The 25,580-nt window shown below is 70.9% G+C and carries 21 protein-coding genes; 2 read left to right on the top strand and 19 right to left on the bottom strand.

Annotated features, from left to right (window positions below; translation table 11 throughout):
* Window positions 1–36 precede the first annotated feature (36 nt).
* The 17 genes from nuoN to ACFE7W_RS14850 form a co-directional block, all read right to left on the bottom strand.
* Window positions 37–1,689: an NADH-quinone oxidoreductase subunit NuoN gene (gene nuoN / locus ACFE7W_RS14770; protein ID WP_375425572.1), complete on the bottom strand. Its 1,653-nt coding sequence runs from the start codon at window positions 1,687–1,689 to the stop codon at window positions 37–39.
* Window positions 1,690–3,273 (bottom strand): NADH-quinone oxidoreductase subunit M, encoded by a 1,584-nt coding sequence (locus ACFE7W_RS14775; RefSeq protein WP_375425573.1) that lies wholly within the window; start codon window positions 3,271–3,273, stop codon window positions 1,690–1,692.
* Window positions 3,274–3,284: 11 nt separating this feature from the next.
* A complete protein-coding gene (gene nuoL, locus ACFE7W_RS14780; RefSeq protein WP_375425782.1) occupies window positions 3,285–5,198 on the bottom strand; it encodes an NADH-quinone oxidoreductase subunit L in 1,914 nt (637 codons plus the stop codon).
* A 31-nt stretch (window positions 5,199–5,229) separates the two neighbouring features.
* Entirely contained in the window at window positions 5,230–5,529 is a 300-nt protein-coding gene (nuoK, locus tag ACFE7W_RS14785; protein ID WP_375425574.1) for an NADH-quinone oxidoreductase subunit NuoK, read from the bottom strand.
* Between the two features lie 72 nt (window positions 5,530–5,601).
* The gene (locus ACFE7W_RS14790) at window positions 5,602–6,387 is read right to left on the bottom strand and encodes an NADH-quinone oxidoreductase subunit J (RefSeq protein ID WP_375425783.1); all 786 of its coding nucleotides are present in this window, start codon (window positions 6,385–6,387) and stop codon (window positions 5,602–5,604) included.
* 14 nt (window positions 6,388–6,401) lie between these two features.
* Window positions 6,402–7,013, bottom strand: a complete 612-nt coding sequence (gene nuoI, locus ACFE7W_RS14795; RefSeq protein ID WP_375425575.1) for an NADH-quinone oxidoreductase subunit NuoI — start codon at window positions 7,011–7,013, stop codon at window positions 6,402–6,404.
* Window positions 7,013–8,398 (bottom strand): NADH-quinone oxidoreductase subunit NuoH, encoded by a 1,386-nt coding sequence (nuoH, locus tag ACFE7W_RS14800; RefSeq protein ID WP_375425576.1) that lies wholly within the window; start codon window positions 8,396–8,398, stop codon window positions 7,013–7,015. The genes nuoI and nuoH overlap by 1 nt, the downstream gene beginning before the upstream one ends.
* Window positions 8,395–10,911 (bottom strand): NADH-quinone oxidoreductase subunit G, encoded by a 2,517-nt coding sequence (locus ACFE7W_RS14805; protein ID WP_375425577.1) that lies wholly within the window; start codon window positions 10,909–10,911, stop codon window positions 8,395–8,397. The genes nuoH and ACFE7W_RS14805 overlap by 4 nt, the downstream gene beginning before the upstream one ends.
* Before the next feature lie 130 nt (window positions 10,912–11,041).
* Entirely contained in the window at window positions 11,042–12,361 is a 1,320-nt protein-coding gene (gene nuoF / locus ACFE7W_RS14810; protein WP_375425578.1) for an NADH-quinone oxidoreductase subunit NuoF, read from the bottom strand.
* Complete coding sequence (nuoE, locus tag ACFE7W_RS14815; RefSeq protein ID WP_375425579.1) at window positions 12,358–13,194, bottom strand: NADH-quinone oxidoreductase subunit NuoE; 837 nt, start codon at window positions 13,192–13,194, stop codon at window positions 12,358–12,360. The genes nuoF and nuoE overlap by 4 nt, the downstream gene beginning before the upstream one ends.
* Window positions 13,195–13,501: 307 nt before the next feature.
* Window positions 13,502–14,860, bottom strand: coding sequence for an NADH-quinone oxidoreductase subunit D (locus ACFE7W_RS14820; RefSeq protein WP_375425580.1), 1,359 nt, complete (start codon window positions 14,858–14,860; stop codon window positions 13,502–13,504).
* Window positions 14,860–15,660 carry an NADH-quinone oxidoreductase subunit C gene (locus ACFE7W_RS14825; protein WP_375425581.1) on the bottom strand — a complete coding sequence of 267 codons (801 nt, stop codon included), beginning with the start codon at window positions 15,658–15,660 and terminating at the stop codon, window positions 14,860–14,862. The genes ACFE7W_RS14820 and ACFE7W_RS14825 overlap by 1 nt, the downstream gene beginning before the upstream one ends.
* Window positions 15,657–16,211, bottom strand: coding sequence for a NuoB/complex I 20 kDa subunit family protein (locus tag ACFE7W_RS14830; protein ID WP_375425582.1), 555 nt, complete (start codon window positions 16,209–16,211; stop codon window positions 15,657–15,659). The genes ACFE7W_RS14825 and ACFE7W_RS14830 overlap by 4 nt, the downstream gene beginning before the upstream one ends.
* 49 nt (window positions 16,212–16,260) lie before the next feature.
* Window positions 16,261–16,620, bottom strand: coding sequence for an NADH-quinone oxidoreductase subunit A (locus ACFE7W_RS14835; protein ID WP_375425583.1), 360 nt, complete (start codon window positions 16,618–16,620; stop codon window positions 16,261–16,263).
* Window positions 16,621–16,654: 34 nt separating this feature from the next.
* Entirely contained in the window at window positions 16,655–17,947 is a 1,293-nt protein-coding gene (locus ACFE7W_RS14840; protein ID WP_375425584.1) for a geranylgeranyl reductase family protein, read from the bottom strand.
* A 188-nt stretch (window positions 17,948–18,135) separates the two neighbouring features.
* Entirely contained in the window at window positions 18,136–19,341 is a 1,206-nt protein-coding gene (locus tag ACFE7W_RS14845) for an NTP transferase domain-containing protein (RefSeq protein WP_375425585.1), read from the bottom strand.
* A 4-nt stretch (window positions 19,342–19,345) separates the two neighbouring features.
* Window positions 19,346–20,683, bottom strand: coding sequence for an isochorismate synthase MenF (locus ACFE7W_RS14850; RefSeq protein ID WP_375425586.1), 1,338 nt, complete (start codon window positions 20,681–20,683; stop codon window positions 19,346–19,348).
* An 88-nt stretch (window positions 20,684–20,771) separates the two neighbouring features.
* Here ACFE7W_RS14850 and ACFE7W_RS14855 point away from each other — a divergent pair, with 88 nt between their 5' ends.
* Window positions 20,772–22,337 (top strand): molybdopterin-dependent oxidoreductase, encoded by a 1,566-nt coding sequence (locus tag ACFE7W_RS14855; protein WP_375425587.1) that lies wholly within the window; start codon window positions 20,772–20,774, stop codon window positions 22,335–22,337.
* A gap of 61 nt (window positions 22,338–22,398) precedes the next feature.
* Here the strand turns inward: ACFE7W_RS14855 and ACFE7W_RS14860 are convergent, their stop codons facing one another.
* Both ACFE7W_RS14860 and ACFE7W_RS14865 read right to left on the bottom strand, forming a co-directional pair.
* Window positions 22,399–24,036, bottom strand: coding sequence for a DUF6297 family protein (locus tag ACFE7W_RS14860; RefSeq protein ID WP_375425588.1), 1,638 nt, complete (start codon window positions 24,034–24,036; stop codon window positions 22,399–22,401).
* Window positions 24,033–24,677, bottom strand: a complete 645-nt coding sequence (locus ACFE7W_RS14865) for an ATP-binding cassette domain-containing protein (RefSeq protein WP_375425589.1) — start codon at window positions 24,675–24,677, stop codon at window positions 24,033–24,035. Before ACFE7W_RS14865 ends, ACFE7W_RS14860 begins: the two co-directional genes overlap by 4 nt.
* A gap of 191 nt (window positions 24,678–24,868) precedes the next feature.
* Here ACFE7W_RS14865 and ACFE7W_RS14870 point away from each other — a divergent pair, with 191 nt between their 5' ends.
* Entirely contained in the window at window positions 24,869–25,555 is a 687-nt protein-coding gene (locus ACFE7W_RS14870; RefSeq protein WP_375425590.1) for a fasciclin domain-containing protein, read from the top strand.
* The last annotated feature ends 25 nt before the right edge of the window (window positions 25,556–25,580 follow it).

The raw sequence follows: 25,580 nt of genomic DNA on the forward strand, positions 1-25,580 counted from the left end.
CCTCAGGGCCTCACCAGGGGGTCCCGGCGCCGCACGTCAGCGGATGAACTCCCCGGCGTGCTGCGCGAGGTCGAGCAGTGGTCCGGGGAACACGCCCAGAGCCACAGTAGCGACCAGGCCAACTCCGATGGCCACGATCGTGGTGATCTGGGGCCGGACGACGATAGCCGTCCGCTCCAGCGTCAGCAGCCCGCCGGTGCCCGCTCCCCCGGTCGCGGCGTCGTCGGTCGCGGCCGCCTCGGGATCGGAGAAGAACATCAGGACGATGACGCGGATGTAGAAGTACGCGGCCACGACGCTGATCACCACGGCCACCGCGACCAGCCAGTGGGCACCGCCGTTCCAGGCGGCGGCGAAGACCGTCCACTTGCCGATGAACCCGCTGGTCAGCGGGATGCCGGCGAAGCTGAGCAGGAAGATCGAGAACACGATGGCCGCCGCAGGTGAGCGTTGGCCGAGACCGACCCAGCTGGAGAGCAGGGTCGCCTCACCGCTGCTGTCCCGGACGGTGGTGACCAGGGCGAAGGCGCCGATCGTCGCCGCCCCGTAGGCCACCAGGTAGAACAGCACCGACGAGACGCTGGTCAGCGACCCGGACGGTGACCCGTTGCCGGCCTGGGAAGCACCGACGAACGCCGTCATGATGAAGCCGGCGTGGGCGATCGAGGAGTAGGCGAGCATCCGCTTGACGTCGGTCTGGGTGATCGCCAGCACCGAGCCGAGCGCCATCGTGGCCACGGCCACGATCGACATCAGCGGCTGCCAGTCCCAGCGGTCGGCACCCAGCGCCACGTAGAAGACCCGGAGCAGCGCGCCGGCCGCGGCGATCTTGGTGCAGGCGGCCATGAACCCGGTCACCGGGGTCGGGGCACCGGCGTAGACGTCGGGCGTCCAGGAGTGGAACGGCACGGCGCCGAACTTGAACAGCAGGCCGATGCCGAGCAGGCCCATTCCCGCCAACAGCAGACCCGGGCTCTCGGCGCCGCTCCGGATGGTCTCGTCGATGGCCGAGAGCTGGAAGGAGCCGGCGTACCCGTAGAGCAGCGCGACGCCGTACAGGAAGATCGCCGAGGAGAGGGCCCCGAGCAGGAAGTACTTGAGGGCCGACTCCTGCGACAGCAGCCGGCGGCGCCGGGCGAGCCCGCAGAGCAGGTACAGCGGCAGCGAGAGGATCTCGAGCGCGACGAACATCGTGATCAGGTCGTTCGACGCGGGGAACAGCAGCATCCCCGACAGCGCGAACAGCGCCAGCGGGAAGACCTCGGTGTGCTCCACCCGGCTCTCGATGGCCTGCCGCTCGGCCTGGCTGCCAGGCACGGTGGCCGCCTGGGCGGCGAACGCTCCACCGGTCCGCTGCTCACCGAAGGTCATGATCGAGACGGCGCCGAAGACCAGCAGGATCGTCCACATGAAGTACGTCGGGCCGTCCACGGCGAGTGAGTTCACGGCGGCGAGACCCGTCCGGCCGGCGTTCCAGTTGAGCAGGGTCACCCCGAGCGCTCCCACGATGGTCACCGCGGTCAGCACCAGCTGGGTGGTCCGCCGCATCGAGCGCGGAACCAGGGCCTCCACGAGCACCCCGAGGCAGGCTCCCGCGAAGACCAGCAGGAACGGCATCAGGATCCGGTAGTCCAGCGTCGGCGCCGTGAACTCCATCGGCACGAGTGTCACGAGCTCGGGCGTGGTCATCTAGCGGCCTCCCTCGGCCGCGACCCGGGGGGCCGGGTCACTGACGCCCACGTAGCTCATCGTGGCCTGGACGGCCGGGTTGATCAGGTCGAGCATCGGCTTCGGGAAGACCCCGAGCGCGAGGATCAGGAGCACCAGCGGCGCCATCGCGAGCCGCTCGCGACCGTTCAGGTCCCGGACGCGTCCCTCGCCGGCGACGTCGAGGCGGGGGTTGAGCGGGCCGGTCATCGTGCGCTGGTAGGTGATCAGGATGTAGAGCGCGGCCAGCACGATGGCCAGCGTCGACACGATCGCGTACGCGGGGTAGCGGCTGAACGTGCCGGCCAGCACCATGAACTCGGACACGAAGCTGGAGAGCCCCGGCAGCGACAGCGTCGACAGGCCGGCGAACAGCATCAGCCCGGCGAGCACCGGTGCGACCTTCTGCACCCCGCCGTAGGCGGAGATGTCGCGCGACCCACCCCGCTTTACCAGGTACCCGGCCGCGATGAACAGCGCCGCAGTCGAGAGCCCGTGGTTCAACATGTAGAGGGTCGACCCGGCCAGGCTCTGGGTGGTCAGGGCGAAGATGCCCAGCACGATGAAGCCGAAGTGGCTGATCGAGGTGTAGGCGATGAAGCGCATCAGGTCACGGCTGCCGATGGCGAGGACGGCCCCGTAGATGATCGACAGCGTCGCCAGGATCAGCACCACGGGCGTCGCCCACTGGCTGGCCTCGGGGAACAGGCCGAGGCAGAACCGGATCATCCCGAAGGTGCCGATCTTGTCCATGACCCCGACCATCATGGTGGCGCCGCCGGGGCTCGACTCCTCCGCCGCGTCGGGCAGCCAGGAGTGCAGCGGCACCAGCGGGGCCTTCACCGCGAAGGCGAACATGAAGCCGATGAACAGCCAGCGGCCGGTGACGGTGCCGATGGGCAGCTGGCTGAGGTCGCTCAGCAGGTAGCTGGGCGTGCCGGCCGCGGCCGACAGTCCGTACAGCCCGATCACCGACGCGAGCATCACGAAGCCGCCGAGCAAGCCGAAGATCAAGAACTTGGCCGCCGCCGACGAGCGCTTGGCCGTCGGCCCGAAGCCGCCGATCAGCAGGTACATCGGGATCAGGATGACCTCGAAGAACACGTAGAACAGGAAGACGTCGGTGGCGAGGAACAGGAAGAGGGCGCAGGTCTCCACCGCCAGCACGAGGGCGTAGAAGACTCCGGCGTCGTACTTCGGGGCCAGCTTGGCGCCGGCCGGCACGACCCGGGCCGCACCGGTCTCGGCCGGGTCGAAGTCGCGCCAGGAAGCCAGGACCACGACGGGCGTGACCAGGACGACCAGCAGCACCAGGGTCAGGCCGATGCCGTCGATGCCGAGGGCGTAGTAGGCGCCGAGCGGCTTGATCCAGCGGACCTGCTCGGTCAGCTGCATCCCCGAACCGGGGCTGTAGCCCGCCGCGACAGACAGCGCGACGCCGAGCGTGAGCAGCGAGACGACCAGGGCCACGAGCTTGGCCGCGCGGGCGCCGGCCAGCAGGCACACGACGGCGCCGACGGCGGGCAGCAGGGCGAGGATGGTCAGCCACGGCGGGCCAGAGGTCACGGTCATCTCCTTCAGCCCAGCCGGCCGAGTACGAGGACGGCACCGACGACGGCCGCGCCGGCCACCATGGTGAGGGCGTAGGAGCGGACGAAGCCGTTCTGCACCCGCCGGAGGCGACCGGAGAGGTCGGCCAGCGTGGCGCCCGTCCCGCTGGCGGTCCCGTCCACCGCGGCGGAGTCGAAGCGGGCCAGGGCGGCGGTCATCTGCTGACCCGGGCGCATGAAGACGGCCTCGTTGAACGCGTCACCGTACAGGTCGCGGCGGCCGGCCAGGGTGAACGGCGAGCGACTCGCGGGTGCCTCGGCCGGGATCCTTCGTCGCGGCCCGAAGAGCAGCACGCTGACCACGATGCCCGCAGCGACCACCACGAGGGTGACCACGCCGACCAGGGACACGTGCAGCAGGCCGGCCTGCTCGCCCGCGGCGTGCTCACCGCCGACGGCCGGGTCCAGCCAGCCCTCGATCCAGCCGTTCAGCACCGCGCCACCGATGACCGACGCGATCCCGAGCAGCACCAGTGGGACGGTCATCACCAGCGGCGACTCGTGCGGGTGCACGCCGGGCTGGTGGCGCCGCGCGCCGAGGAAGGTCATCAGCATCAGCCGGGTCATGTAGAAGGCGGTCACTCCCGCGCCGACCAGCGCCAGCACCCCGATCACCGTGTTCCGCTCGAAGGCGGCCTCGATGATGTGGTCCTTGGAGAAGTAGCCGGCGAAGCCCGGGAACCCGATGATCGCCAGGTAACCGGCGGCGAAGGTGACGAAGGTGACCGGCATCAGCCGGGCCAGGCCGCCGTAGTGCCGCATGTTCACGTCATCGTCCATGCCGTGCATCACCGAGCCGGCGCCGAGGAACATGTTGGCCTTGAAGAAGCCGTGGGTCAGCAGGTGGAAGATCGCAAACGCGTAGCCGGCCGGGCCGATGCCCGCGGCCAGCATCATGTAGCCGATCTGGCTCATGGTGGAGCCGGCCAGCACCTTCTTGATGTCGTCCTTCGCACAGCCGATCCAGGCGCCGAAGAGCAGCGTCACGGTGCCGACGATGACCACCGCGGTACTCGCGGCCTGAGACTCGGCGAAGACGGCGTGGCTACGGGTGACCAGGTAGACCCCGGCGGTGACCATCGTCGCGGCGTGGATCAGGGCGCTGACCGGGGTGGGGCCCTCCATCGCGTCTAGCAGCCAGGACTGCAGCGGCACCTGGGCCGACTTGCCGCACGCGCCCAGGAGCAGCAGCAGCCCCATCACGAGCGCAGCCGTCGACGGCAGCTGGGGCGCTCCGGCGTTGACGTCGACGAACGCCGAGGAGCCGAAGCAGTAGAGCATGAACATGATCGCCAGGCTCATGCCCATGTCACCGACCCGGTTGACCACGAACGCCTTCTTCGCGGCGGTCGCGGCGGACGGCTTGTGAGACCAGAAGCCGATCAGCAGGTACGAGGCCAGGCCGACGCCCTCCCAGCCGACGAAGAGCACGAGGTAGTTGTCGGCCAGGACCAGCAGCAGCATCGAGGCGACGAAGAGGTTGAGGAAGCCGAAGAACCGGCGCCGGCGCTCGTCGTCGGCCATGTAGCCGACGGAGTACACGTGGATCAGCCCGCCGACGAAGGTGATCAGCAGCACGAAGACGATGGACAGCTGGTCGACCTGCAACCCGACGCCGATGTGCCAGCGCCCGCTGGAGATCCAGTCGTACAGCGGCACCGACACCGACCGCTGGGCCTCGTCGCGGCCGAGGAGAGCCACGAAGAGCAGCAGCCCGATCACGAACGAGGCCAACGGGGCGAGCGTGCCCAGCAGGTGACCCCAGGCGTCGCCCGCGCGCCCGATCAGCAGCAGGACGGCCGCGCTGGCCGCCGGGATGGCGATCAGCAGCCAGGCGTAGGAGAAGAGCCCGGTGGCGGCCACCGGGCTCACCACGTCCATCGGGATCAGGGTCACAGAGATCGTCGTCCTGTCAGAACTTGAGGAGGTTCGCGTCGTCGACCGAGGCCGAGCGTCGGGTCCGGAAGATCGTGATGATGATGGCGAGCCCGACCACGACCTCGGCGGCGGCGACCACCATCACGAAGAACGCGGCGATCTGACCGTCAAGCTGGCCGCGGGTCTGGGAGAAGGTCACCAGCGCGAGGTTGGAAGCGTTCAGCATCAGCTCCACGCACATGAAGGCCACGATCGCGTTCCGCCGGATCAGGAATCCGAAGGCCCCGATGGTGAACAGGATGGCCGACAGGTAGATGTAGTTCTGCGGGTTCATGATCGCGCTCCCGGGAGATAGTCGTTCTGCGGGTTCATGACCGCGCTCCCGGGAGATAGTCGTGCTGCGGGTTCACCGGTCCTCCTCCCCGGCCTCGAGCGAGCGTGTCGTCTGCTGGATCGGCAGGACGAGGTCCTCGCTGTCCAGGATCGCGCCGCGGGCCCGCAGGGTGGCCGAGACCGAGAGCTCGGAGACCGAGCCGTCGGGCAGCAGGGCCGGGGTGTCCACCGCGTTGTGCCGGGCGAAGACCCCGGGTGTCGGCAGCGGCCCCGGGTGCTGACCGGTCTCGGCGTAGCGCCGCAACCGCTCGGCGGCCAGGTCGGCCTGGGTGACCTTGGGCGTCAGCCGCTCGCGGTGGGCCAGCACCATGGCGCCGACCGCCGCGGTGATCAGCAGCGCGGAGGTGGCCTCGAAGACGAAGACGTAGCGATTGAAGAGCAGGGCCGCGATCCCCTGGACGTTGCCGCCGTCCGCGGCGTTGGCGTCGATCAGGCCGATGGGTGAGTCCACCACGGCGTTGCCGACGGCGAAGACGAGCAGCAGGCCGAAGCCGACGCCCGCCACCACGGCGAGCGCACGCTGGCCCTTGATCGTCTCGACGAGGGAGTCGGCGGTGTCGACCCCGACCAGCATCAGCACGAAGAGGAAGAGCATCAAGATCGCGCCGGTGTAGACGATGATCTGCACGGCGAACAGGAACGGGGCGTCCTGGGCGGCGTACTGCACGGCGAGGGAGATCATCACCGTCGCCAGGCACAGAGCGGAGTGCACGGGCTTGCGGGACAGGATCATCCCCAGCGCGCCGAGGATCATCACCGGAGCGAGCAGCCAGAAGGCGAAGGAGTCGGCCGAGACCATCGGGACCAGCACGCCTACCTCCTCTCCCCGGTCGCGGCCGGGTGCTTGCGCTTGTTCACGTAACCCTGGTTGATCGGCTTCGGCACGGCACCGGAGACATCGCCGGCGCGGTCGTCGGGGCGTCCCGAGCCGGGCAGCCCGAGGAAGTATGCCTGTTCGTCGTCGCCGAGTCGACGCTCGTGGGGGGGTGAGTCCATTCCCGGCAGCAGCGGGGCGAGCAGGTCGGCCTTCTCATAGATCAGCGCGGCCCGGCTGTCGTCGGCGAGCTCGAACTCGTTCGTCATGGTGAGCGCACGGGTCGGGCAGGCCTCGATGCAGAGCCCGCAGAGGATGCAGCGCAGGTAGTTGATCTGGTACACCCGGCCGTACCGCTCGCCGGGTGAGAAGCGCTCCTCGTCGGTGTTCTGGGCCCCTTCGACGTAGATCGCGTCGGCCGGGCAGGCCCACGCGCAGAGCTCACAGCCGACACACTTCTCCAGCCCGTCGGGCCAGCGGTTGAGCTGGTGGCGGCCGTGGAAGCGGGGAGCCGTCACCTTGGGCTTGTTCGGGTAGTCCTCGGTGAAGGTCTTCCGGAACATCGTCCGGAAGGTGACACCGAAGCCGGCTACCGGGTCGAGGAAACCCATCAGCGCTCTCCTCCGTCTCTCGGTGAGGGGGCGTCCTGGGATGGTCGGGCTTCTCGGGATCGTCCGGGCGACACTTCGGGCTCCCCGGGCAATACCTGCGCGAGCTCGGGCAGTTGCTCTCCCTCGCCCGGCGGAACCGGGTAGCCGCCGGCGAAGGCATCGAACTCGGTCGGCGCCGCCGCTGCCGGTGCGCTCTCCTTGCCGCCGAGGAACGACAGCGCGAGCAGCACCACGAAGACGACCGCAGCTGCGACCCAGAACGCGGAGGTGGCGAACCAGCCCTCGCGACGGCCGACCCGGAAGGTGGCCACGAGGACGATCCAGCCCAGCGAGATCGGGATCAGCCACCGCCAGCCGAAACGCATGAACTGGTCGTAGCGGAGCCGGGGCAACGTACCGCGCAGCCAGACGAACAGCGACAGCATCAGCACGACCTTGAGCAGGAACCAGACCACCCCCCACCAGCCCGAGTCGAGCCCGGAGATCAGGTTGAAGGGCAGCGGCGCGTGCCATCCACCCAGGAACAGCGTCGTGGCCAGGGCGGACACCGTGATCATGTTCATGTACTCGGCCATGAAGAACATGGCGAAGCGCATCGAGGAGTACTCGGTGTGGAAGCCGCCGACCAGCTCGCCCTCGGCCTCGGGCAGGTCGAAGGGGGCCCGGTTGGTCTCCCCCACCATCGAGACCAGGTAGATCAGGAACGAGGGGATCAGCTGGACCGCGAACCAGACCGGCAGGTCGTGGCCGAAGATCGTGATGCTCGGCTCGGCCTGCCGGGCCACGATCTCGGAGGTGGAGAGCGTGCCGGAGTAGAGGAACACCGCCACGAGCGCCAGCCCCATCGCGACCTCGTAGCTGATCACCTGGGCGCTGGAGCGCAGGGCTCCCAGCAACGCGTAGGTCGAGCCGGACGACCAGCCGGCCAGCACGATCCCGTACACCCCGATCGAGGCGACGGCCACGATGAACAGCACCGACACCGGCATGTCGGTCACCTGCAGCGGCGTCGTGACGTTCGTGAAGGGGATCCGCACGACGCCCGCGATCGGGATCACGGCGAAGGCGGTGATGGCGGGCACGGCCGTCACGAAGGGCGCCACCATGAAGACCACCTTGTCGGCGGCCGTCGGGGTGAAGTCCTCCTTGAACATCAGCTTCATGCCGTCCGCGAGGGACTGCAGCAGCCCGAACGGGCCGTTCATGTTCGGGCCCTTGCGGTGCTGCATGAACGCCACCAGGCGCCGCTCGTACCAGATGGTGAAGAGGGTGAGCAGCAGCAGCAGGACCAGGGCGAGCACCGCCTTGATGCCCACGATCCACCACGAGTCGTGGAAGAACGGGGTCAGGTCGAGCGGGACGAGCTGGGGTACGGGGCCACTCATGCCGCGGGCTCCTCTGCGGTCGTGGTCTGGTCGGAGGTGTGCTCGGCAGGGGTGCTCTGCCGCGAGGTCGGCACCGGGACCGAGACCTCGACGAGGTCACCGGCACCGGCGGCCAGGTGTTCGTTGACGCCGAGTCCGGGCGCCTTGGCCGGCACCCAGACCACGCCGAGGACCATGCCCGGGTCGAGCTCCAGCGGCAGGGTCAGGCTGCCCCGCTCGTTGCTGATCGTGACGGCGTCGGTGAGCCCGGCCAGGTCGGCCGTGGCGGGGTGGATTCGTGCCACGGGGGTCCGTGCGGTGGCCAGCAGGAACGGCTCGCCGTCGACGGCGCGACTCTCGTCCAGGGCCATCCGCCAGGTGGCGAGCACCAGCTTGGTGGCCGAGGCCCGGGCCGGCGCGGCCGGCTCGACGCGCGGCTTCAGCACCCGGCGTCCCTCCCAGGGACCGAGCTCGGCGAGCTCGGCCCGCGCCCCCTCCGCCGTCCGGAAGCCCAGGTCGGTGCCGAACGCCTCGGCCAGGGCAGCGAGGACGCGGAGGTCCGACATCGTGTTGGCGCGGGTCAGTACGGCCTCGAACCGACGCTCCCGGCCCTCCCAGGTGACGAAGGTGCCGGGCCGCTCGGCGACCAGGGACACCGGGAAGACCACGTCGGCGCGCTCGGTCACGGCGGAGGCCCGCGTCTCCAGGCTGACCACGAACTGGGTCTCCTCCAGCGTCCGCAGGGCGGCCTGGGGGTCGGCCAGGTCGGCAGGGTCCAGCCCGGCCACGACGAGGGCGGCGAGCCGGTCGTTCCCGGCGGAGACCAGCATCTCGTGGGCGTCCCGGCCCGGCTCGGTGGGCAGGGTCTCGACCCCCCAGGTGGTCTGGGTGTCGATCCGGGACGCCGGGTCGCCCAGCGACCGGCCCCCGGGCAGGACGTTCGGCAGACAGCCCGCGTCGACCGCTCCCCGGTCTCCCGCCCGGCGCGGTACCCAGGCGAGCCGGGCCCCCGTACGGTCGGCCAGCCGGAGGCAGGCGGTCAGCGTCCCGGCGGACTGCGCCGCTCGCTCACCGACGAGGATCACCGAGCCGCTGTCCAGCGGCAGGTCCAGGTCGCTCAGCACGACGGCCTCGCCACCGGGCACGGCCGGGACCAGCGTGGACCCCATCTTGAACGCACCCGGGCTGAGCAGCGGCGCGACGGTCCACGAGGTCAGACCGGACTTCCGCATCGCCTTGCGCAGCCGGAGGAAGATCGCGCCGGCCTCCTCCTCGGGCTCGAAGCAGACCATCAGCACCGACGACGCGTGCTCGAGGTCGGCGTAGGTCACGCCACGCCCGCGGCCGGAGACGACGGCGCCGAGGAACTGCGCCTCCTCGTCGGAGTGGGGACGGGAGCGGAAGTCGATGTTGTTGGTGCCCAGCACCAGCCGCGCGAACTTGGCGTAGCCGTACGCGTCCTCCAGCGGCAGCCGACCACCGGTCAGCACCCCGACGCCCCGGCTCTCCTCGTCCGGGCCGGCCGACATGGCCCGCCGCAGCCCCACGACCGCGGCGTCGATCGCCTCCGGCCACGACGCCGGGCGCAGCACCCCGTCCTCACGCACCAGGGGACGGAGCAGCCGGTCCTCACCCTGGCCGTAGCGGTGGGCGAAGCGGTCCTTGTCGGTGATCCACTCCTCGTTGACCTCGGGGTCGTCCCCGGCCATCCGCCGGACCACGACGCCGCGGCGGTGGTCGACGCGGATGGCCGAGCCGCACGCGTCATGCTCGGCGATGCCGGGGGTGGAGACCAGGTCGAAGGGCCGGGAACGGAAGCGGTACGCGGCGTTGGTCAGCGCCCCGACCGGGCAGATCTGGATGGTGTTGCCCGAGAAGTAGGACTGGAACGGCTCACGCTCGTATACCCCGACCTGCTGCAGCGCGCCGCGCTCGACGAGGGCAATGAACGGGTCGCCGGCGATCTGCTCGGAGAAACGGGTGCAGCGCGCGCAGAGCACGCAGCGCTCCCGGTCCAGCAGGATGTTCGCCGAGATGTTGACCGGCTTGGGGTAGGTGCGCTTCAGGTCGACGAACCGGGTCTCGGCGTAGCCGTGCGACATCGCCTGGTTCTGCAACGGGCACTCCCCGCCCTTGTCGCAGATCGGGCAGTCGAGCGGGTGGTTGAGCAGCAGGAACTCCATGTTCCCGTGCTGGGCCTTGTCCGCGACCGGCGAGGTGACCTGGGTCTTGACGACCATGCCGGCGGCCACCTCGAGGGTGCAGGAGGCCTGGGGCTTGGGGATGCCGCGACCGTTGCCGGCGTCAGGCACCTCGACCAGGCACTGCCGGCAGGCCCCGACCGGGTCCAGCAGCGGGTGGTCGCAGAACCGCGGGATGTCCACCCCGATCAGCTCCGCCGCGCGGATGACCAGCGTCCCCTTGGGCACGCTGACCTCGACGCCGTCGATCGTCAAGGCGATCAGGTCCTCGCGCTTCGCGACCTCGGTGGACGTGGCCGGTCCTGAGCTCGTCGAAGGGCTGGTGACGGTCATGAGCGGAGCCTCTCGGGAGTGAGGAGGGATCCCGGCCGACACGCTTCTCCGTCGACCGGAGTCGCGACGACCGAGCGGGATCGGGCGGAGCTCAGCACCGCGGAGCGCGGAGCGCGGCAACGGGCACAGCTCATGCGGAGGCTCCCACGGGTTCCCGGACGAAGATGGTGCTGCGCTCGTAGGGGAAGAGCTCCCAGGCCGGCGTGTGCATCCCGGCCTCGAACTCGTCCCGGAAGTACTGGATGGCCGAGCTGATCGGTGAGGTCGCGCCGTCCCCGAGCGCGCAGAACGAGCGGCCGAGGATGTTCTCGCACAGGTCGAGCAGCTTCTCGATGTCGCCTCGCTGGCCCTGACCGGCCTCGAGCCGCTTCAGGATCTGCACCAGCCACCAGGTGCCCTCGCGGCACGGGGTGCACTTGCCGCAGGACTCGTGCTTGTAGAACTCGGTCCAGCGCAGCACGGTCCGGACCACCGAGGTGGTCTCGTCGAAGCACTGCAGCGCCTTGGTGCCCAGCATCGACTTGACGCTGGCCACCCCCTCGTAGTCGAGCGGGATGTCGAGGTGCTCCGGGGTCAGGATCGGAGTCGAGGAACCACCCGGCGTCCAGAACTTCAGCTCGTGACCGGCGCGGATACCGCCGGCCAGACCCAGCAGCTCGCGCAGGGTGATGCCCAGCGGTGCCTCGAACTGTCCGGCCCGGGTGACATGGCCGGACAGGGAGTAGATGGTCATGCCCTTGGACTTCTCGGTGCCCATGGAGGAGAACCAGGCGGCGCCGTGCCGCAGGATCGAGGGCACGGACGCGATCGACTCGACGTTGTTGATCACGGTCGGGCTGGCGTAGAGGCCCGCGACGGCCGGGAACGGCGGCCGCAGCCGCGGCTGGCCCCGACGGCCCTCCAGGGAGTCGAGCAGAGCCGTCTCCTCGCCGCAGATGTAGGCGCCCGCGCCGGCATGCACGATGATCTCGAGGTCGTAGCCCGTCCCGAGGACGTTCTTGCCCGCGTAGCCGGCGGAGTAGGCCTCGCGGACCGCCTGCTGCAGCCGGCGGACGACGTGCACGACCTCGCCGCGGACGTAGATGAACGCGGTGTGGGAGCGGATGGCGTACGCGGAGATGATCACGCCCTCGACCAGGGTGTGTGGCGAGGCCATCATCAGCGGGATGTCCTTGCAGGTCCCGGGCTCGGACTCGTCGGCGTTCACGACCAGGTACTTGGGCTTGGGGTTGTCCTGGGGGATGAAGCCCCACTTCATGCCGGTCGGGAAGCCCGCGCCGCCCCGGCCGCGCAGGCCCGAGTCCTTGACCGCGGCGACGACCTCGGCCGGCTCCAGGGCGAGGGCGTTCCGCAGCCCCTCGTACCCGCCGACGCGCTCGTAGTTCACCAGCTTCCAGGCGCGCTCGTCGGCCCAGTTGGCGGTGAGTACCGGGGTCAGGATGTCGGTCATGACTGCTCCGTCGGTTCGTCATCGGACTGTTCGGGCGGCGGCGGCGCGCTCGGCGCGTGCCAGCCGCGCTCCCGCGCGATCTGCAGGCCCAGCCGGGACGCCCCACCCGAGGTCGGACCCTCGTCGGCCTTGCCGTCCGGGAAGCCCGCGAGCACCCGTTCGGTCTCCTGCCAGGTGGCCACCCGGGCCCCCCGGGTCGCCTGGACCCGGACGCCGGACTGCAGGGCGTCGACGACCTGGACGGCGTTCTCCGGCGTCGCCTGGTCGAAGAACTCCCAGTTGACCATCATCACCGGGGCGTAGTCGCACGCCGCGTTGCACTCGAGGTGCTCGAGGGTGATCGCCCCGTCCTCGGTGGTCTCGTCGTTCCCGATCCCCAGGTGCTCCTGAAGCCGCGCGTACACCTCGTCGCCGCCCATGATCGCGCAGAGCGCGGTGGTGCAGACCCCGACGTGGTACTTCCCGACCGGCCGCCGCTTGTACATCGTGTAAAAGGTCGCGACCCCGCTGACGTCGGCGGTGCTGATGTCGAGGATCGCCGCGCACGCCTCGATCCCGGCCGGCGTCACCCGGCCCTCGACGCTCTGCACCAGGTGCAGCATCGGCAGCAGCGCCGACCGCGCCTGCGGGTACCGCGCCGCGATCATCCGCAGCTCCTCCAGCACGGCGTCGTCGATCAAGGTCTCCGGCGCCTCGAAGTCCAGCACCGGCTCGTCGAAGTGGGTGGTGAAGTGCCCGTGCGTGCCGTGCCCGGCCAGCTCCTCGGTCGCGTTCGTCCCCGCCGGCGCCCCCGCCCGCGCCCCGGGCCCCTGCGGCTCCACGGCCGCACTCATGCCTTCCCCTCATCCGCGGAACGGGCACCCCAGGGCGCGCTGCCGCCCGACGCACCGGCGGCGGTCGCCATCCACGCCCCCGTGATGCGCGGGGTGATCCGGCGCCGAGCCCGAAGCCCCAGCTCCGCCGAACGCGACGGTCCCGCTGGACGGTTTCCAGCGGCGCCTGGCCGGGTGGGTCGGGCGTTGCGAGCGGGACGAAGCGCTGGCGAAGTGCAGCGAGGAGGGCGGGCCAGGCGCCGCTGGGAACCCTCCGGCTCGACGAACAAACGCCCTTCGACAAGCTCAGGGAACGAAGGGAACGGGGTCACCGGTCCACCCCACCCATCACGGGGTCGAGACTGGCGACCGCCACCACCACGTCGGACACCATCGCACCCTCGCACATCGCGGGCATGGCTTGGAGGTTCGTGAAGCTCGGGTCGCGGAAGTGGGCCCGGAAGGGCCGGGTGCCGCCGTCGGAGACCACGTGCGCCCCGAGCTCTCCACGTGGGCTCTCGACCGGCACGTACGCCTGGCCCGGCGGGACGCGGAAGCCCTCGGTCACCAGCTTGAAGTGGTGGATCAGCGACTCCATCGACTCGCCCATGATGTGCTTGATGTGCTCGTTGGAGTTGCCCATGCCGTCGGAGCCGATGGCCAGCTGCGCGGGCCACGCGATCTTCTTGTCGGCGACCATGATCGGGTCACCCTTCATCTTCTCCAGCCGCGCGACGCACTGCTCGACGATCTTCAGGCTCTCCCACATCTCGTTCAGCCGGATCCGGAAGCGGCCGTAGGCGTCCATCGAGTCCCAGGTCTGGACCTCGAAGTCGTAGGTCTCGTAGCCGCAGTAGGGCTGACGCTTACGCAGGTCCCAGTCGTAGCCGGTGGCCCGCAGCGGGGGTCCGCTGATGCCCAGCGCGAGACAGCCGGCCAGGTCCAGGTGACCGACGCCGGACAGCCGGCCCTTGAAGATCGGGTTCTCGTTGCAGAAGGCGGCGTACTCGGGCAGGTGCTTGCGCATCCAGACGACCAGGTCACGGACGTGCTCGAGCGCGTTGTCGGGCAGGTCCTGGGCGACGCCACCGGGGCGGATGTAGGCGTGGTTCATCCGCAGGCCCGTGATCAGCTCGAAGGCGTCCAGCACCTTCTCACGCTCGCGGAAGCCGATGGTCATCACGGTCAGGGCGCCGATCTCCATGCCTCCGGTCGCGATGCAGACCAGGTGGGAGGAGATCCGGTTGAGCTCCATCATCATGACCCGGATGACGCTGGCCTTCTCGGGGATCTCGGCCTCGATGTCGAGGAGCCGCTCGACGCCCAGGCAGTACGTGGTCTCGTTGAACAGCGGGGCCAGGTAGTCCATCCGGGTGCAGAAGGTGACGCCCTGGGTCCAGGAGCGGTACTCCATGTTCTTCTCGATGCCGGTGTGGAGGTAGCCGATGCCGCAGCGGGCCTCGGTGACCGACTCACCCTCCATCTCCAGGATCAGCCGCAGCACGCCGTGCGTGGACGGGTGCTGCGGGCCCATGTTGACGACGATCCGCTCGTCGCCGCGCTCGGCCTGCTCGGCGGCGATCGAGTCCCAGTCCTGGCCGGTGACGGTGTAGACGTGGCCCTCGGCCGGGTCGGAGCCGTCGCTGCCGTCGGCGATGCCGTACGGGTCGGTGATCACGCTGGCCATCAGTTGTAGCTCCTGCGCTCGTCGGGAGGCGGCACGGTGGCCCCGATGTACTCCACCGGGATGCCGCCGAGCGGGTAGTCCTTGCGTTGCGGGTGTCCGGGCCAGTCGTCGGGCATCAGCACCCGGGTGAGGGCCGGGTGACCGTCGAAGACGATGCCGAACATGTCGAACGTCTCGCGCTCGTGCCAGTCCGCCGTCGGGTAGGTCGGCACCACCGACGGGATGTGCGGGTCCTCGGCCGGGGCGGAGACCTCGAGCCGGATCCGACGGTTGTGGGTCATCGACTGCAGGTGGTACACCGCGTGCAGCTCCGCACCCCGGTCGGCCGGGTAGTGCACCCCGGACACGCTCGAGCAGAACTCGAAGCGCAGCTGGGCGTCGTCGCGGAGGTGCCGGACCAGGGTGGGCAGTGCGGCACGCGCCACGTGGAAGGTGATCTCGCCGCGGTGCACCACGACCCGGGTGATGGTGTCGCTGTAGCTGGCGACCACCTCCCCGATCCGGTCGTTGACCTTGTCCCACCAGCCGCCGTACGGCGGGGCACTGGGCGCCGGGAACTCGATGGTGCGGGTCAGTCCGCCGTAGCCGGAGGTGTCCCCGGTGCCGCGGACGCCGAACATCCCGCGACGGACCTCGAGGACCTCGGTCTCGTCGCTGGGGAGGGCGGGCTCGGAGCCGGTGAGGGACTCGGGCCTGGTGCCGGCGTCCGGCTCGGACTCACCCTGGGGGTCCGCGCCCTTGACCCGGGCCTTGGCGTCGGACTCGGCATTGAGACCCGCCCGGGGGCTCTGCTCACTCATCGCAGCAGCCCCTTGAGCTCGATCGTCGACGGCGCCTGCAGCTGGACCTGCTCGGCCTCGCGCGCCGCGGTCACCGCGTTCAGGCCGACGGGGGTGTGCGCGACCTTCTCCTTCAGCTTGAACATCGCGTCGATCAGCATCTCGGGCCGCGGCGGGCAACCGGGGAGGTACATGTCCACGGGCACGACGTGGTCGACGCCCTGGACGATGGCGTAGTTGTTGAACATGCCGCCGCTGCTCGCGCAGACCCCCATGGCCAGCACCCACTTCGGGTTCGGCATCTGGTCATAGATCTGCCGCAGCACGGGCGCCATCTTCTGGCTGACCCGACCAGCCACGATCATCAGGTCGGCCTGCCGTGGGGAGGCCCGGAAGACCTCCTGACCCCAGCGCCCGGAGTCATACCGCGGCGCGCCGTAGGTCATCATCTCGATCGCGCAGCAGGCCAGGCCGAAGGTGGCCGGCCAGAACGCCGCGCTGCGCATGTAGCCGAACAGCCCCTCGACCGTGGTCAGCAGCACTCCCGTGGGGAGCTTCTCCTCTACGCCCATCTCAGTCCACCTGTCTGCGAGTTCCGGTCGAGCTGTGCCGTGCCGGGGGTCAGTCCCACTCGAGCCCACCCCGGCGCAGCACGTAGATGTAGGCGACGAAGACCGTCACGATGAACAGGATCATCTCGACCAGGGCGAAGGTGCCCATCTGGTCGAACGAGGCGGCCCAGGGGTAGAGGAAGACGATCTCGATGTCGAAGACGATGAAGAGCATCGCGGTGATGTAGTACTTCACCGGGAACCGGCCGCCGCCCACGGGTTGGGGCGTCGGCTCGATGCCGCACTCGTAGGAGTCGTACTTGGCCCGGTTGTAGCGGCCCGGGCCGACCAGCATCGAGGTGATGATGGTCAGCGCGACGAAGCCGGCGGCCAGCACCAGCAGGATCACGATGCCGAGGTAGCCGTTCACGCGTCTCCCCTGGGGTTGGTCGAGCAGGTCGCCGTCATGCCGCAGGCGCGATCTTCGACGCGACGTTGATCAGCTTGTCCATGGCGTCGCCGTCGCGGCTGTCGGTCAGGTTGGCCAGCAGCTTGAGGGTGAACTTCATCAGGGTCTTGCGGGGCAGCCCGTAGCGGGTGCACGCCTGCATCACGTGCGGGTTGCCGATCAGCTTCACGAAGGCCCGGCCGAGGGTGTAGTAGCCCCCGAGCTCGGCCTTGAGCTTGACCGGGTAGGACTCGAGCGCACGCTCGGCGCTCGCCGTGCCGGTGCCCCGGTAGTGCGCCTCGGCCATGGCGTCGGCGGCGATCTCGCCCGACTCCATGGCGTAGGCGATGCCCTCGCCGTTGAACGGGTTCACCATGCCGCCGGCATCCCCGACCAGCAGCAGCCCGCGGGTGTAGTGCGGCTGGCGGTTGAACCCCATCGGCAGGGCTGCGCCCCGGACCGGCGAGGTCATGTTCGCCTCGCGAAAGCCCCACTCCTCCGGGGTGTTGTTCAGCCAGCGGAGGAGCAGGTCCTTGTAGTCGGTCTTGCCGAACGCGCTGGAGGTGTTGAGGATGCCGAGACCGACGTTGCACGTGCCGTCGCCCATCCCGAAGATCCAGCCGTAGCCCGGCAGCAGGTTGCTCTCGCCCGGGCGCCCGTCCCACAGCTCCAGCCAGGACTCCATGTAGTCGTCATCGTGCCGGGGGCTCGTGTAGTACGTACGGACGGCCACCCCCATCGGACGGTCGTCGCGCCGGTTCAGGCCCATCGCCAGGCTGAGCCGGGTCGAGTTGCCGTCCGCGGCCACCACCATCGGTGCCCGGTACTCCGCGCCGTCCTTGGTCTGGACGCCGACGATGCGGTCGGTGCGCTCGTCCAGGATCGGCGCGACGACGTTCGCCTGCTCGTAGAGCTTGACGCCGGCGGCCTGGGCGTTGCGCACCAGCAGGTCGTCGAAGTCCGCGCGCGGCCGGACCAGCCCGTACGGCGGGAAGTCGGCCAGGTCGGGCCACTCCAGCTGGAACGGTCGGTCGCCGCCGTAGATGCGGAGGCCCTTGTTGTGCAGCCAGCCGGCCGCCTCGGAGGTGTCGATGCCCAACCGGATCAGCTGACGGGTGGCACGCGGGGTGAGGCCGTCGCCGCAGACCTTCTCGCGCGGGAAGGTCGTTTTCTCCAGCAGCGAGACGTGCAGCCCTCGACGGGCCAGGTGGGTGGCGGTGGCCGAGCCGGCCGGACCGGCCCCGACCACGATCACGTCGGACTCGACGGCCGTCCTCGCGGGCCGCAGCCCGTGGGAGGTGACTAACATCGAGACTCCTGCTCCTGACCGCCGTGCACACCGTTGCGAACGGCGCTCGTGAAAACCTTCACGAACTCCTTGCGGAGTCTACGACTCCACCCCGACACAAACCAACGCCGCCGGAACGGACGCGCCGGGCTCCCCCGATGGGGTTCTCACCAGGGCGGATACCCGTATTTACGTGCGCTCCGCGTGACCTAATCACCGGGGACGACGAGGTCGACGTCCACCGCCGTGCGCAGCCGCGAGAAGTGGTGCCGCTCGCCCCGTTCCCACAGCTCCTGCCGGCCCGGGTCGTCCCCTCGGGCGTCCCGGCGCTGCTGCCGGACGGCGTCGGGGACGGCGACCAGCGCGGTGGCCGTGACCAGGTCCGCCAGTTCGGGACGGGCGGCGTAGACGCCCTCCAGCACCACCAACGGCGCCGACGGCAGAGTCCGCGGCGGACCCAACCGGTCCGGGCGGGCTGTGCTCCCGCCCGCGCCGGCGCCCGTCCAGTCGTACGGTCGATAGCGCGCGGGTCGGCCCGCGGCCAGCGGCGCCAGGGCCTCGACCCGCAGCCGGGACCAGTCGAAGACGCGGTCGGCGATCTCGGCGTCGGTCAGCAGGGCCAGGTCGCCGGGGTCGGCGTCGGCGAACGCGACCGAGTAGAAGTCGTCGCCCGGCAGCACCGTCGCGCCGGTGCGGAGCCGGACCGCCTCGGCCAGGGTCGACTTGCCGGTGCCGCTGGCACCGTCGAGGGCCAGCACGACCGGGCGCCCGTCGGCGCGCCGATGTCGCTCGACCAGCTCGAGCAGCGCTGTCACCGCCGGCGAGTCCTGGGCGCTCCAGGCGGCGAGCTGGGCCGGGGTGTCGATGTCGAAGAGGGTGCGCGGCGACAACCGCACCCGCTCCAGCTGTGACCCGAGCGACCCGAGCAGCAGCCGCCGGGCCGACGCACCGGCGGCTCCGTCGACGGCGGCCGTGACCAGCGTGACCACCGCCGGACGCCGCAACACGAGCTGCAGCGGCTGCTCCCGGCCCTCGTCGTCCACCGCGACCAGGGCGGTGGCGGCGGGGTCGGCGGCCAGCGCGGCCAGCAGCGCGACCGCGGCCTCACCACCGGCCGGGGCGTCCGCGGGCAGGACGGCCAGCACCTGGGCCGTCCCGCTCAGACCCTGCCGCAGACCGGCCACCAGAGCCGCGGCCGGACCGCCGCCCGCCGGGTCCTCGCGGACGAAGCAGACCGGACGGCTGGTCGGCCGAACCGGCCCGACGACCACGACCTCGGCGGTCTCGGGCAGCGCGCCCAGAGCCACGTCCAGCAGCGACCGGCCTTCGACCGACGCCGCCAGCTTGTCCTGGCCGAAGCGGCGGGAGGTCCCGCCCGCCAGCACCACCACCGCGATCGGCTCGCCGGGCGGCACGTCGTCAGTCGCCGACGGCGGACGGCCCGTCGAGGGTCTGGCCGTCGAGGGTCTGGCCGCCGAGGGTCTGGCCGTCGAGGGCGAGGGCCTCGCGCATGGGCATCAGCTTGGCCACCGACTCGGCCAGCTCGGCCTCCGGGTCGGAGCCGGCGACGATCCCGCAGCCGGCGAAGATGCGGATCCGGCGGGGGTCGGTCTCGTCGAGCTGGCCGCAGCGCAGGGCGATCCCCCACTCGCCGTCCCCCCGGGCGTCGATCCAGCCGACCGGACCCGCGTAACGCTCGCGGTCCAGGTGCTCCAGCTCGGCGATCAGGGTCCGGGCCGCCGCGGTCGGGGTGCCACAGACCGCCGCGCTGGGGTGCAGTGCGGCGGCCAGGGAGAGCGAGCTGGAACCGGGCCGGACCAGGCCGGTGATGTCGGTGGCGAGGTGCAGCACGTTCGGCAGCTCGAGCACGTACGGCTCCTCGGGCACCTCGAGGGCGGAGCAGAAGGGGCGCAGCGAGCCGGCCACCGACGCGACCGCGTACCCGTGCTCCTCGAGGTCCTTGCTGGAGCCGGCCAGCGCCGCTCCGAGCCGCCCGTCGGCCCGCCCCTGGGTGGCCGGGGAGGGGGCGACGGACCGCCGGACGGTGCCGGCCAGGACCCGTGAGGCGACCCGGCCGGCCTCGACCCGGACGAGCATCTCCGGGGTGGCCCCGACCAGGCCGTCGACCAGGTAGGACCAGCAGCTGGGGTAGCGCTCCGACAGCCGGCCCAGCACCCAGCGCAGGTCGAGGTCGGTGCTCGACGTCGCCATCAGGTCGCGGGCCAGCACCACCTTGTCGAGCCGGCCGGCACCGATCCGGGCCACCGCCTCACTCACGGCCTGCTGCCAGCGCTCGACCGAGAGGGCGCCGCCGGCGTAGGTCAGGTCGCTCGGCGGTCGGGGCGCCGCCGCCGGCTCGAGGCTGGGCGGTTCGCCGAAGGCGGTCCCGATCCGGGTCAGCCAGGCTCGACCGGCACGGCGGCCCACGACGACCGCGGGCACCACCAGTGTGGACCGACCGGCCGAGTCGGGATCGAAGACGAAGCTGCCGAAGGCGAGCAGGCCGGCCCCGGCGGGCGGGTCCGCGAGCTCGGCCTCGACCACCACCGATCCGGCCAGCTCGGCCCACCACTCCTCGGCGTCGGCGATGCCGGTCGGCTTGTGCCGGACCGCCTCGCCCCAGCCGACGACGCCTTCTCCGTGGCGGACCCAGGCGAAGCCGCCGTCACCGGGCAGCAGGGCCGGGAGGGCCCCGGGGTCGTCGATCTCGACGGTGCGGACCCGCAGCGACGGCGGAGCCGGGTCGGTCGAGGTCACCCGGCAACAGTAGTTCGGCCCGCGGCAGCCGAGCCCCGGCGACCCGCGCCGACCAATCTGCGACCCGCCACGGTGACGAACCCTCCGTGTGACCACCCCCGACTCCCGCCGCCCACCAGCCCTGCTGCGGATGGCCGCCGGAGTCGTCGCGGCCGGCGTCGCCGTGGGGATCGGCCACCTCGTCGCCGCGCTGACCGACCCGGTCACCTCGCCGCTGATCGCCGTCGGCAGCGCCCTGATCGACGCCGCCCCGACGCCGGCCAAGGAGTTCGCGGTCCGCACGCTGGGCACGAACGACAAGCCGGTGCTGCTGTCCACAGTGGCCCTGGTCCTCCTGGTCTTCGCCGCGGTCCTGGGCCTGGTCGCCTGGCAGCACCGGCGGATCGCCTACGCCGGGATCGCGCTGCTCGGCGTCGCCGGCGTCGTGGCCGCCCTGACCCGCGGCGGCGTGCTGGACACCATCCCGTCCGTGCTCGCCGGCGTGGCCGGGGTGCTGGCGCTGCGCTTTCTTCTCACCAGGCGCCAGCCCCGGACCTCGGCCGAGGAGGCCGAGCCTCGGGCCGCGTCCGCCATCGACGCCGCCGCCGGACGCTCGCGACGCGGCTTCCTGCTGGCGCTCGGTGGCACCGCCGCCGTCGCCGCGCTGGCCGGAGGCGGCGGGATCGTCGTCGGCCGGGTCAAGGCCGCCGGGGCTGCCGCCCGCCGCGCGCTCGGCCTTCCCGCTCCCACCTCACCCGCGCCGCCGCTGCCCGAGGGCGTCCAGGTCAGCGGCGTCGACCGGTTCGTGACGGCCAACGCCGACTTCTACCGGGTGGACATCAGCCTGGTGACCCCGCGGGTCGACGCCAGCACGTGGACCCTGACCATCGACGGCATGGTCGACCACCCGCTGACCCTCAGCTACGACGACCTGCTCGCCATGCCGCTGATCGAGCGCAACATCACCCTGACCTGCGTCTCCAACGAGGTCGGAGGCTCCTACGTCAGCACCAGCAAGTGGCTGGGCGTGCCCTTCAGCGAGATCATCAAGCGCGTCGGCGTCCAGGCCGGCGTCGACCAGGTGTACTCCTACTCCTCCGACTCCGGCTACACCTGCTCCACCCCGTTCCAGGCGGTCAACGACGGCCGGGACGCGATGATCGTCATCGGCATGAACGGCGAGGTGCTGCCCGACGCGCACGGCTACCCCGCGCGGATGCTGGTGCCGGGGCTGTTCGGCTTCGTCTCGGCGACCAAGTGGCTCGAGCGGATCGAGTTCACCACCTACGCCAAGCGCACCGCCTACTGGACCGAGCGCAAGTGGGCGACCGACGCGCCGATCCTGACCCAGTCCAAGATCGAGGTCCCCAAGTCCCTCGCGACGCTGCCGAAGGACAAGCCGGTGATCGCCGGTGTGGCCTGGGCGCAGCACCGCGGCATCAAGAAGGTCGAGATCCGCATCGACGGCGGCGACTGGCACGACGTCAAGCTGGCCGCCGACGGCGGGATCGACCTGTGGCGACAGTGGTCCTACACCTACGACGGCCCCGCAGGGCTGCACGGGGCCGAGGTCCGCGCCACCGACCTGGACGGCAACACCCAGCCCGAGGCCCGGACCAAGGTCTTCCCCGACGGCGCCCGCGGCTGGCACCAGATCCAGTTCACCTCGGAGTGAACCGACCTGTCAGCCTCGCTGGTCCTCCGGGCGACCACTCACGCTGACAAGTCCGGGGGCATCAGCGCTTGCGCTGCCTGGACGTGGCGAGCTCGGCCTCGCGCTGCTTGCGCTGACGCTCGAGATCGGCCTTCTGCTCGGCCTGACGGGCGCGGAGCGACTCGGCGTCCATGGAGTTGAGCAGGATCAGGGCCGCGATGCCGGCGATCACCAGGGACCAGAACGGGGAGAGCCCCAGCAGCATCGGCGCGGTGACCAGCAGCGCGACGTCGAAGCCGCGGAAGAGGTTGGTCATCAGCCCGGGCGGGAAGGCGCCGGCCTGGGTGGAGATCATCGGCGCGCCGAAGTCGACACCCTTCGCCTGCGTCCAGCGGACCGCGGCGAGCAGGCCCGCGGCTGCGGTCGCGATGGCCATCAACGACGCGTCCGGGATCGACCGGGCGACCGCGCCGTCGCCGAAGCCGCGGTAGGCCGCGGTGGTCACGACCGCCCAGACTGCGGCGAGGACCGCCGGCACCGTGATCGAGGCGAGCTTGATCTGGGCCAGGGAGAACGGCAGGCAGCGGGCGAGGCCGCCGGTCCGGGTCAGCACGCGCAAACCACCGAGCAGCGGGATGAGGGCGGCGAACAGGGCCAGCGCGGCGAAGACGGGCGTCAACGTGCTCATCCCGAGGGCGTCCGCGGCGTAGGGGACCACGGCCGTCCCGGCCAGGGCGAGCAACGGCTGGGGGAAGCGCCGCAGCCGCTGCCACTCGCGCCAGGTCAGCGCCTGCAGGCCGAGACCCTTGCCGCGGACCGCTCGGACGTGACCCTTCTCGGCCGCCCGCCGTTCCACCACGATGTCGCGGGCCAGGCCGATGTCGAGGGCGAAGAACGCGCCCGAGATGCCGCTGACCAGGGCGCCGCCGCTGAGCAGCCGGGTCCGCCGGATCTGCTTCAGCCGCAGCTGCGCGACGACGAAGCTGGTCACCAGGACCGCCACCGCGAACCCGCCGAGGGCCATCGCCAGCTCGACGCCGAGGTCGTTGCTCAGCCCGAAACTCAGCCAGCCGGCGGCGATCCCGATCACCAGCCCCAGGGCCGCGACGCCGAGGAACCCGAAGACGTAGCTCGCCACCACGGTCAGCCGGTGGTGCTCGGCCCCCTGCTGTGCGGCCGCGAACGACACCGCCGCCGCGGCGGACAGGCCAGTCGCCGCCGACCAGGCCACCACCTCGGCGGCGCTGGAGCCGGTCAGGGCGGAGACCAGCGCACCGAGCGCCGCGCCGCCGACCAGGGCGATGCCGACGGCCATGAACAGCCGGGACCGCAGCAGCCGCGCCCGGGAGATGGGAGCGTCCAGCAGCCAGAAACCCTCGGCGGCCGACGCCAGCACCGGCCCGAACAGCCGGCTGATCGCCAGGGCGACCCCGACCGCGGCGGCGAACCCGGCCCAGGGCAGGACGGTGCGCGCCGACAGGCAGGACGTGGAGTCGCAGGAGGCGACCGTCCGCTGAGCCTTGAGGATGACGTTGATGACCATCGCGCCGAGCATCAGCGCCCCAATGAGGGCGACGTAGGCGTCGTGGAAGGCCTCGCTCAGGTTCTTGGTGGCCCGGCCGCGGCGCCAGTCCTTGATCAGCCGCTTGAGCTCCCGCGGCGAGGCCGGGACCAGGTCCGGCTCGGGGGTCAGGGCGTCGGTCGCGTCCAGGGTGCTCATCCGCGCGGCGCCCCGAGCTCGACCGTCCGGGTCGCGACCGTCTCCACCAGCGCCGGCTCGTGGCTGGCGAACACGATCGCCAGGCCCTGCGCGCGCTCGCTCTTGAGCCGCTCGGCCAGCCAGCGGACCCCCTCGGTGTCCAGGCGCTGCTCCGGCTCGTCGAGGATCAACAGCTTGCGTGGCCGGACGAACGCGGTCGCGAGCGCGAGCCGGCGGCGCTGGCCGGAGGAGAGGGTGCCGGGCAGCTGCCCCGACTGCGGCACCAGCTGGACCTCCTCGAGGACCTCGTCCACCACGGCGTCGGGGTCGGCGATGCCGTGCGCCCGGGCGAGCAGGTCGAGGTGCTCGACGACGCTGAGGTCGGGGAAGAAGTCGAGGTCGTCGATGACGGTGGCCACGTCCCGGCGGATCTGGGGTGAGGTCTCCGACATCGGGTTGCCCATGACCTCCACGGTGCCCTCGTCGGGCCGGTCGGCGCCGACCAGGCACCGCAGCAGCGTGGACTTGCCGGCACCGTTACGCCCCGTCAACGCGATGGCCTCCCCCGCCCGCACCTCGAGGGAGAAGCGGTCGAGGATCGTCACCGGCCCGAACGCCCTCCGCAGACCGGAGACCTTGAGGACGGTGGTGCGTTTGGCCATGGACGAATTCTGCCCTCTCCAGCCTCAAGCTCTCGACCATCGCGGGCGGCCAGGCCGGCGTCACCGTTCTCGAAGTCGGTGGCGCGCCAACCAATCCCGCCGACCAGGGGTGACGAATCACAGCCGAGAGACAGACCACACCGGGTCTGCGCCGAGCTTCGGATCTCACGTCGGTTCTCGAAAGGACCCCCATGTTCACCTCCACCCGTGTGGTCAAGTTCGCCGGCCTCGCCGCCGCGATGGCCCTTCCCCTCACCTTCGCCGCCTGCGGCAGCAGCACCGACTCCTCGGCCACTCCGTCCACCGGGACCTCGTCGGCGGCGTCCTCGCCGTCGATGAGCTCCTCGCCGTCGGCCTCCATGTCGCCTTCGGCCAGCTCGAGCATGACCGACCAGCCCTTCGGCGCGGCCTGCTCCAAGGTCCCGGCTTCCGGCAAGGGCTCGTTCGACGGCATGTCGTCCGACCCGGTCGCCACTGCCGCCAGCAACAACCCGCTGCTCAGCACCCTGGTCACCGCGGTGGGCAAGGCCGGCCTCGGCGACACGCTGAACAACGCCGACAACATCACCGTCTTCGCGCCGAGCAACGACGCCTTCGCCAAGATCCCGGCCAAGACCCTCAAGTCGGTCCTCGCGGACAAGAAGACGCTGACCTCGATCCTCACCGAGCACGTCACGTCGCCCAAGCTCACCCCGGACACCGTGGCCGGTGCGCACCAGAGCCTCAACAAGGCCCAGAAGATCACCGTCAAGGGCTCCGGTGAGAACTTCACCGTCAGCGTCGGTGGCGGGGCCTCGGCCAAGGTGCTGTGCGGCAACGTGCAGACGGCCAACGCGACGGTGTACATCATCGACACCGTCCTGCTGCCCAAGTCCTGATACCAGGTCACGACCGACACGTGAG

The sequence above is a fragment of the uncultured Friedmanniella sp. genome (assembly GCF_964244285.1).
Lineage (GTDB): Bacteria > Actinomycetota > Actinomycetes > Propionibacteriales > Propionibacteriaceae > Microlunatus.